The sequence below is a fragment of the Gilvimarinus gilvus genome, from assembly GCF_030518155.1.
In the GTDB taxonomy this organism is placed as follows: domain Bacteria; phylum Pseudomonadota; class Gammaproteobacteria; order Pseudomonadales; family Cellvibrionaceae; genus Gilvimarinus; species Gilvimarinus gilvus.
Genome location: NZ_JAULRU010000153.1, coordinates 1 through 336 on the forward strand (window position 1 = coordinate 1; position 336 = coordinate 336).

Annotated in this window: 1 protein-coding gene; it reads left to right on the forward strand. The window is 53.9% G+C overall.

Going from position 1 to position 336, the window contains the following annotated elements; translation table 11 throughout:
- On the forward strand, positions 1 to 188 hold a 188-nt coding region (locus tag QWI17_RS00910), incomplete at its 5' end, for an NAD(P)(+) transhydrogenase (Re/Si-specific) subunit beta (RefSeq protein WP_302720606.1).
- Positions 189 to 336 lie beyond the last annotated feature (148 nt).

A 336-nucleotide genomic window follows, 5' to 3' on the forward strand; every position in this document is an offset into this window, starting at 1 on the left:
CCAAGTCGCCCATTGCCGGCATGCCGATTCTCGAAGCGTTCAAGGCCAAGACCATCATCGTCAACAAGCGCTCGATGGCCAGTGGCTACGCCGGCCTGGATAACGAACTGTTCTACCTGGACAAAACCATGATGGTATTCGGTGACGCCAAGAAGGTCATCGAAGACATGGTCAAGGCAGTGGAATAGAACACGGCAGCAAACCCGCCGATATAAAGAAAGCCCCGGTAAGCATCTACCGGGGCTTTCTTTTTGTTGATCCGGATCAACGGCTCTACCGAGAGGCTTCTCATACGACCATGGTCGTGGGACGGCAATGGGCGAAATCTCTAGACTG